This is a genomic window from Marivita sp., assembly GCF_051859345.1.
Classification (GTDB): domain Bacteria; phylum Pseudomonadota; class Alphaproteobacteria; order Rhodobacterales; family Rhodobacteraceae; genus Marivita.
In genome coordinates this window covers 1-6814 of record NZ_JBHYFV010000073.1, presented here as the reverse complement: position 1 = coordinate 6814, position 6814 = coordinate 1, and the positions used below count along the sequence as shown (strand labels likewise).

7 protein-coding genes are annotated in these 6814 nt (G+C 60.5%); 5 read left to right on the top strand and 2 right to left on the bottom strand.

The features are described from left to right. Both ACTIEN_RS21570 and ACTIEN_RS21565 read left to right on the top strand, forming a co-directional pair. On the top strand, positions 1-243 hold a 243-nt coding region (locus tag ACTIEN_RS21570), incomplete at its 5' end, for a hypothetical protein (RefSeq protein ID WP_439525208.1). Further along, the gene (locus tag ACTIEN_RS21565) at positions 240-1346 is read left to right on the top strand and encodes an NADH:flavin oxidoreductase/NADH oxidase (protein WP_439525207.1); all 1107 of its coding nucleotides are present in this window, start codon (positions 240-242) and stop codon (positions 1344-1346) included. The genes ACTIEN_RS21570 and ACTIEN_RS21565, both read left to right, overlap by 4 nt. A 12-nt stretch (positions 1347-1358) precedes the next feature. Here ACTIEN_RS21565 and ACTIEN_RS21560 read toward each other — a convergent pair whose 3' ends face one another. Beyond that, positions 1359-2120, bottom strand: a complete 762-nt coding sequence (locus ACTIEN_RS21560) for an SDR family NAD(P)-dependent oxidoreductase (protein ID WP_439525206.1) — start codon at positions 2118-2120, stop codon at positions 1359-1361. 88 nt (positions 2121-2208) lie between these two features. Between ACTIEN_RS21560 and ACTIEN_RS21555 the strand changes: the two genes are divergently transcribed. Genes ACTIEN_RS21555 through ACTIEN_RS21545 form a run of 3 tightly spaced genes read left to right on the top strand, consistent with a single transcriptional unit; the run spans position 2209 to position 5925 of the window. Then, positions 2209-3156, top strand: a complete 948-nt coding sequence (locus ACTIEN_RS21555; protein ID WP_439525205.1) for a 3-hydroxyacyl-CoA dehydrogenase NAD-binding domain-containing protein — start codon at positions 2209-2211, stop codon at positions 3154-3156. After that, positions 3153-4808 (top strand): FAD-dependent oxidoreductase, encoded by a 1656-nt coding sequence (locus ACTIEN_RS21550; RefSeq protein WP_439525204.1) that lies wholly within the window; start codon positions 3153-3155, stop codon positions 4806-4808. Before ACTIEN_RS21555 ends, ACTIEN_RS21550 begins: the two co-directional genes overlap by 4 nt. Further along, complete coding sequence (locus ACTIEN_RS21545; RefSeq protein WP_439525203.1) at positions 4801-5925, top strand: NAD(P)/FAD-dependent oxidoreductase; 1125 nt, start codon at positions 4801-4803, stop codon at positions 5923-5925. Before ACTIEN_RS21550 ends, ACTIEN_RS21545 begins: the two co-directional genes overlap by 8 nt. Here the strand turns inward: ACTIEN_RS21545 and ACTIEN_RS21540 are convergent. Next, the gene (locus ACTIEN_RS21540; protein ID WP_439525202.1) at positions 5922-6755 is read right to left on the bottom strand and encodes an IclR family transcriptional regulator domain-containing protein; all 834 of its coding nucleotides are present in this window, start codon (positions 6753-6755) and stop codon (positions 5922-5924) included. The two genes, ACTIEN_RS21545 and ACTIEN_RS21540, sit on opposite strands and share 4 nt — an antisense overlap. Positions 6756-6814 lie beyond the last annotated feature (59 nt).

Genomic DNA, 6814 nt, shown 5'->3' with positions numbered 1-6814 from the left:
GCTATTCAGCGACACATCACCATCATCGAGCACACCATCGCCGAAGGACACCCGACCTATGGTCATCAGTGCTATTCCAAGGCACTGGCTGCCGAAGCGGGTTGCCCGGTTGGCGACGTCCGTCCGCCGCTGACCCAGTTCGCGTCGCTGGGTGAGGAAGGCCGCCAGCGCGCTGCGAAACTCAAGGGCATCATGGCAGATCTTGACCAATTGATGGACGACCTGGAAAGCAAGGCCGCATGAGCGACATCCCTCCCCTCTTTACCCCGTTCACGGTTCGCGGCACGACCTTTCCCAATCGCATCACTCTGGCACCGATGTGCCAGTACCAGGCCGATGACGGGCATCCGAACGATTGGCACATTGCGCATCACGGGCGCTACGCGACTTCGGGCGTCGGCTGCGCCATCGTCGAAGCAACGGGTATCAGCGCCGAAGGGCGGATCAGCCCCGGCTGCACCGGCATCTATACAGACAGCCAGGTGGAGGCGTGGAAACCGATCACTGCGCTTTATCGCAAGCAGGGCATCCCGATCTTCATGCAGATCAACCATGCCGGACCAAAAGCATCGACGATGCGGCCTTGGGATGGCGGTGGACCGCTAGATCCCGAGAGTGATGAGCCGCCTTGGCAGACTGTTGCGCCTTCAGCGATCCCGGCGCGCGACGGGTGGCACACCCCCCGTGCGCTGGAGGTCTCTGAAATGGCAGGGATCGCCAAGGATTTCGCGCAAGCTGCCAAGCGGGCGCTCGCCGCGGGTTTCGACGGTGTGCAGATTCACGGCGCACATGGCTATCTGTTGCACAGCTTCATGTCGCCTTGGTCGAACAGACGCGACGACGCTTATGGCGGACCCGTCGAAAACCGCATGCGGTTGCCTGTAGAAGTGGCCCGTGCGGTGCGTGCCGCTGTGCCGGACGATGTTCCCGTGATGTACCGCGCGTCCTGCGTCGATGGCGAAGGCGGTGGTCTTACGCTGGACGATACGGTCGCCTTGGCGAAAGAGCTGAAGAACGCCGGGGTGGACCTGTTCGATGCCTCCGGTGGCGGTATTCCTGCCGGGATGCGCTTGGCACAGATGAAGACCGGACCCGGATTTCAGGTTCCCTATGCCGAACGCATCAAGAATGAGACTGGACTGCCCACAATGGCCGTGGGCATGATCACCGAGCCGGAGCTTGCCAACAGCATCATCGCCGAAGGCAAGGCCGACATGGTGGCAATGGCGCGGCAGATGCTGCGCGAACCCGCATGGCCCTATCGTGCGGCGCAGGAACTGGGGCATCCGAACCCGCCGTCGATCCTTCCAAAGCTCTATGCGTTCTACCTACGGATCGCCGCATGACGCAAACCGGGGTCAGCGGATATAGCTGGCCCCATTCACATCCAGCGTCGCGCCGGACAGGTGACGGCACTGACCGCTGAGGCAGAACGCCGTGAGCTTCGCGATATCCGAAGGCGGGACGAATTCACCCATTACAAGGCGGTCCTCGACCACATGCCGCCCACCCTGCGACTCGGCAAAGTCGCGTGACATCTGCGTGTCCACCACGCCGGGTGCAATGATATAGGTGCGGATTCCGTCACGCGCGTAGCCTGTGGCAACCGTTTGCAACGCGGCCTTGAACGCCGCCTTCGACGCCGCATAGGCGATGGTTCGGGGATTGGTGACACCTTTCTGTGCGGCCCAACTCGAAATCCCGACGATGTCGCCCCCACCAACCTCGCGGAAATGGCGGACAGCGGCGCGCAGGAGGCGGGACGCGGAATGGACGTTGACCTGAAAGGTCTCGTCCCAGACCGTGTCCCAAGCCTCGTCCGGATCGTCGATACCGCCGTCGAACCGCATCACCGCGGCATTGTTGACGACCCCGTCCAGTTGACCAACCTTGGCCAGGACTTCGGCAAACAACTTGTCCGCTCCATCGCGCGTTGCGAGATCGGCTTGAACCAGGATGGCGCGGTCTGTCGGCACGCCGACCAGCGCAGCTTCGGCCCCGATACGGTCTCGACCGTAATGGGCGACCACACGGGCGCCAGACCGGGCAACCTCTTGCGCGATGGACTGACCAATTCCTTTCGAGGCACCGGTGACCAGCACTGTCTTTCCATCGAGCATATTTCTGATCCTTTTGCCTGACATGCGTTGACGCACCCATGTTTTTCGCACATTTGTTCACATAACGAACAAGACAAGGTCAGGCAATATGACTCTTTCTCCAAGTGTGTTCATTCTGGGTGCCGGTGCAATCGGCACGGCGTTCGCTGCTACCTTCTGTGCAGCGGGTTGGTCAGTCACGCTTTGCGATGCTTCGCCGGACGCGCGCGCAGCCGTTGCGGATGGCGTGTCCCGACACACAAGCGGCCTGCACCGTGTCGGCTACTCCACAAAATCCACACCGGGTCAGGTCACGGTTGTGGACGCTATTCCGCAGACCAAGCAGTTTGCGCTGGCCATCGAGGCCGGACCAGAGCGTCGCGAGGTCAAGACGACCCTTTTTAAAAGCATGTTGGACCGGTTTGGCAACGACACGATCCTTGCCACGACCTCTTCTGCCATTCCCATGTCCGAAATCCTGCCTGATACCAAACAGCAAGCACGGTGTCTGGTCGCGCATCCGGGTAATCCGCCAAGCCTTATCCGGGTGTTGGAACTTGTCCCGGCTCCGGGAACGTCGCCCGACACGATGGCCCTTGCCGACTCCTTGTTTCGCCAGGCGGGATTTGATCCAGTTGTGCTGAACAAGGAGGTGCCTGCTTTCGTCTTCAACCGATTGCAATCGGCCCTTCTGCGCGAGGCTTACCGGCTGGTCGAAGAAGGTGTTGTTGACGTTGATGGCGTTGATAGGCTGGTGCGCGACGGACTTGGTCCGCGGTGGGCGCTGTGCGGACCTTTCGAAACAGCCGAACTCAACACGGCTGGCGGAATCCGGGGACATGCTGAACGGATGGGCCCCGCCTATGCCGCCATCGGCGAAGCGCGCGGCGAAACGAACGCGCGATGGTCACCTGAACTTGTGTCATCGGTCGAGAGTCAACGACGCGCGATCCTGCCAGAACAGGACTTGCCGCAAAGGCGTGCTTGGCGTGAGACAGCACTGGCCGAGTTGCTGGCCGCCCGAAAACGCATTTTGTCGAAGGACGTGTCCAGATGACCAAACTAGGATTTACCTTTGATGGAATTGCAATGTCGGCGACACCCGACATGTCAGTCGCAGCAGCGTTGACCGAGGCCGGAACAAAAGCGTTTCGCCAAACGGACAGCGATGCGACACGCGGGATCTTTTGCGGCATGGGTGTTTGTCAGGACTGCCTCGTCACGATCAACGGAACCCCCAATCAGCGCGCTTGCATGACACCGTTGCGCAATGGGATGCAGATCGAAACTCAAGTTGCACGACCCAAGTTGAGCGCGCCTCCCGCGCAGGAAAAGAAGGCCAGACGACTGTCACCTTCCGTCCTGGTCGTCGGTGGCGGTGCAGGTGGTTTGAACGCCGCGATATCCGCCCGCGAGATGGGGGCAGATGTGCTCTTGCTGGACGAACGCAAGGTGCCGGGTGGACAATATTTCAAGCAGAACGCATCGCCGGGCGCAAATCCGCTGGATACGCAACAAAGCGAAGGAAAAGCCTTGCTTCAAGCAGCCCTGGATTCTGGTGTGCAGATCCTGTCGCAAACCGAAGTTTGGGGGGCATTCGATGGCCCCGAAGTCATGGCGGCCAACCCCGATTGCGTCTACGCGATCCGCCCCGGCGCGCTGATCGTGGCGACAGGGGCGTATGAACGCCCGGCGATGATCCCCGGTTGGACGTTGCCGGGTGTCATGACCGTGGGTGCGGCGCAAACGCTCTGGCGCAGCTACCGAACGCTTCCGGGTCGCAGGATCGCCTTGTTCGGCAACGGACCTTTGACGTCACAGGTCGCCTTGGAGTTGGCGGACGGCGGTGCCGAGATCACCATTCTCGGCGAAGCCGCCGCCTCGCCGGTACATCAATTACGCGCCGCGACACTCATGATCCGAAGCGACATGCAGCTTGCGATAAAGGGGATCAAGTTACTGACCGCATTGCGCCGCAAGGGCGTGTCGGTGCTGCACAACTCGAGACCCACCGCGATTGTCCAAACAGATAACGGCCTTCTGGTGACCTACGCGGTTGATGGCAAATCACGGCAGGTCACGGCAGATACGGTCTGCATGAATTTCGGCTTCCAGCCACAAAATGAAATCCTGCGTCTTCTGGGCGCGAAGATGCGGTTTGACGCAGATTTCGACCAACTGCGGCCAGAGCGGTCCGAGGTGATGGAAACGACTGTCTCCAATGTCTATGCCATCGGCGATTGCTGTGGCCTTGGCGGTGCCCCTGCCGCCGCCGTCGAAGGACGCATTGCCGGTCGGGCTGCGGCAGGTGACACAACGCGTCAGCCAGACGCCGAGGCCGAATTGGCCCGCCACCGAGCCTTTCAGCACGGGCTATGGCAGGTCTACGCGACCGAGCCTGCACAGCTTGAAACCGTGGCACCAGAAACACTTGTTTGCCGCTGCGAAGAGATCAGCAAGAGCGCTTTGGACAGCGCCCTGGCTAATGGACACACGGATATCGGTGCTGTCAAACGTGCGACGCGGGTCGGCATGGGCCGGTGCCAGGGACGTTATTGCGGTCCGGCGCTGGCCGGGTACATGGCCCGACGGCTGGGAGCGGATGTGCAGGACTTGTCCTTCTTTGCCCCGCGCATTCCGATCAAGCCGGTCGACATCGGAACATTGGTCGCGGCAGAAAAGCTTTTGGATGATGACTCTGATGACTGACCGTGTCGATTTGCTGGTGATCGGGGGCGGCATTACAGGTCAATGCGCTGCACTTGCCGCCGCCGAACAGGGGGCATCGGTGCGTATCGTGGATTTCAGGCAAAACGCCGGATCACACTCCAACGCGGGCAGTCTGCATGTGCAAATGCAAAGCCGGTTCCTGCGGCTCAACCCCCATCTGGCCGACAATCTGGAAAGTTCGTTGCCGCTTTATCTTGAGGCAGTGACAGCCTGGGAGGCTCTGGACCATAAGCTGGATGGGATAGAGCTGACCCGTGAAGGCGGACTGATGCTGGCGGATTCGCCTGGCCAGATGGAGTTCCTCCGACAGAAGGCGGAACGCGAGGCAAATAAAGGCCTGTCAGTCGACATCCTTGATCGCGAGGCGTTGTCACGGATCGCACCCTACCTTGGCCCGTCGATCCTTGGGGCGGAAATCTGCCACAACGAAGGAAAATTGAATCCGCTTGTGGCGAACCGAAAGCTGGCAGCCCGGCTGACGGAATTGGGTGTCGAGCATGTAAAGGACCGCATCTTCGGGTTCGACACGACAGAATCTTCTCCGGTTGCGCTTGGTGAAATCCGCCATAGCGCCGATCAAATCATCATTTCCGCCGCGTGGGGTTCCGGCGCATTGGCCGCCGGACTTGGGTTTTCAATCCAAACGCCGCCGGAACCGCTGCACATGAACATAACCGAGCCAGGCGAATACCGCATTCACCACCTTGTCCAACACGCGGAGCGTCCCATCACGCTCAAACAGTTTCGGTCGGGTCAGGTCGTGATCGGGGGTGGGTGGGCAGCGCAGTCAGGGATCGGAGATGGCATTCCCACCATCCTTTCGCAAAGCCTGTTGGGCAATGTCGCGTTGGCGGCCCGGATCGCGCCGGGTATCGGCGGATTGCGTATCCTGCGGACATGGGCCGGCTACAACACACCCGTCGATGGCAAGGCCACGATCGGTCCAACGCCCAAGCATCCCCGTCTTCATCTCGCCCTGCCGGGCGACGCCGGATATACTCTGGGGCCGGTCGTAGGCCAATGTGCTGCAGCGTTGGCTTTGGGTTTTGACCCGTTGACCGATCCAACCCCCTACGCCGTTGGTCGCTGGGGTTAGCGCGCCAACGACAATTGGATCTGTTCGGCCGTTTCGCGCAGTTTCGGCAAATAGGTCTCGATCATCATTTCAGGTGTCGCCCGGATCGAAGGCACAGCGATGTTGATCGCCCCCGCCGTCACACCGGACCGATAGCGCAGCGGGATCGCCAGGGACAGCAACCCAAGTTCCAGTTCCTGATCGACAAGCGACCAGCCTTCATCGCGTACTTTTTCAAGCACCTGACGGAACTCCGACTTGTTCGTCACGCTGTATTGCGTCCGGGGCACTAGCCGGGCGTTGGCGATGATCGCATCCCAGTAGTCTTCGGGCTGGGCGGCCAGCAGCACCCGACCATTGGCGGTATAGAACGCCGACTGGCGGCTGCCGACAGTGATCCCGACGCTGATGATGTTATGCGCCTGCACACCGGCGACATAGACAACTTCCAACCCGTCCAGAATGGCCGCTGTGCAGCTTTCCCCGGTCTGCTCGGACAGACGTTCCATGAAAGGGCGGGCGCGATCCCAGATGCCGATCTTTGACAGGACGGAAAACCCAAGTTCCAAAACCTTCGGAGTGAGATCGAAGAGTTTCCCATCCGTGACGACATAGCCTTCCTTGACCAGCGTCAGAAGGAACCGTCTTGCGGTGGCACGGCTCATGTCGGTTTCGGCGGCGACTTCGCTCAGGGTCATCTTGCGTGACGTCCGGCTGAAACTGCTCAGAATCGACAGGCCTCGGGACAGGGACGAAACAAAATCCCGACTGGAGAGCTTGTCCTGATCGTCGAACGCCGATTCGGGATCGACGGTTCCCAAACGGTTTTCGCTTGGAACCGAAGTCCGCATCTTAGATTCTGACTTTGCCATACTATCCACTTTCCCTGAACACAGAGCGCATTAGCACT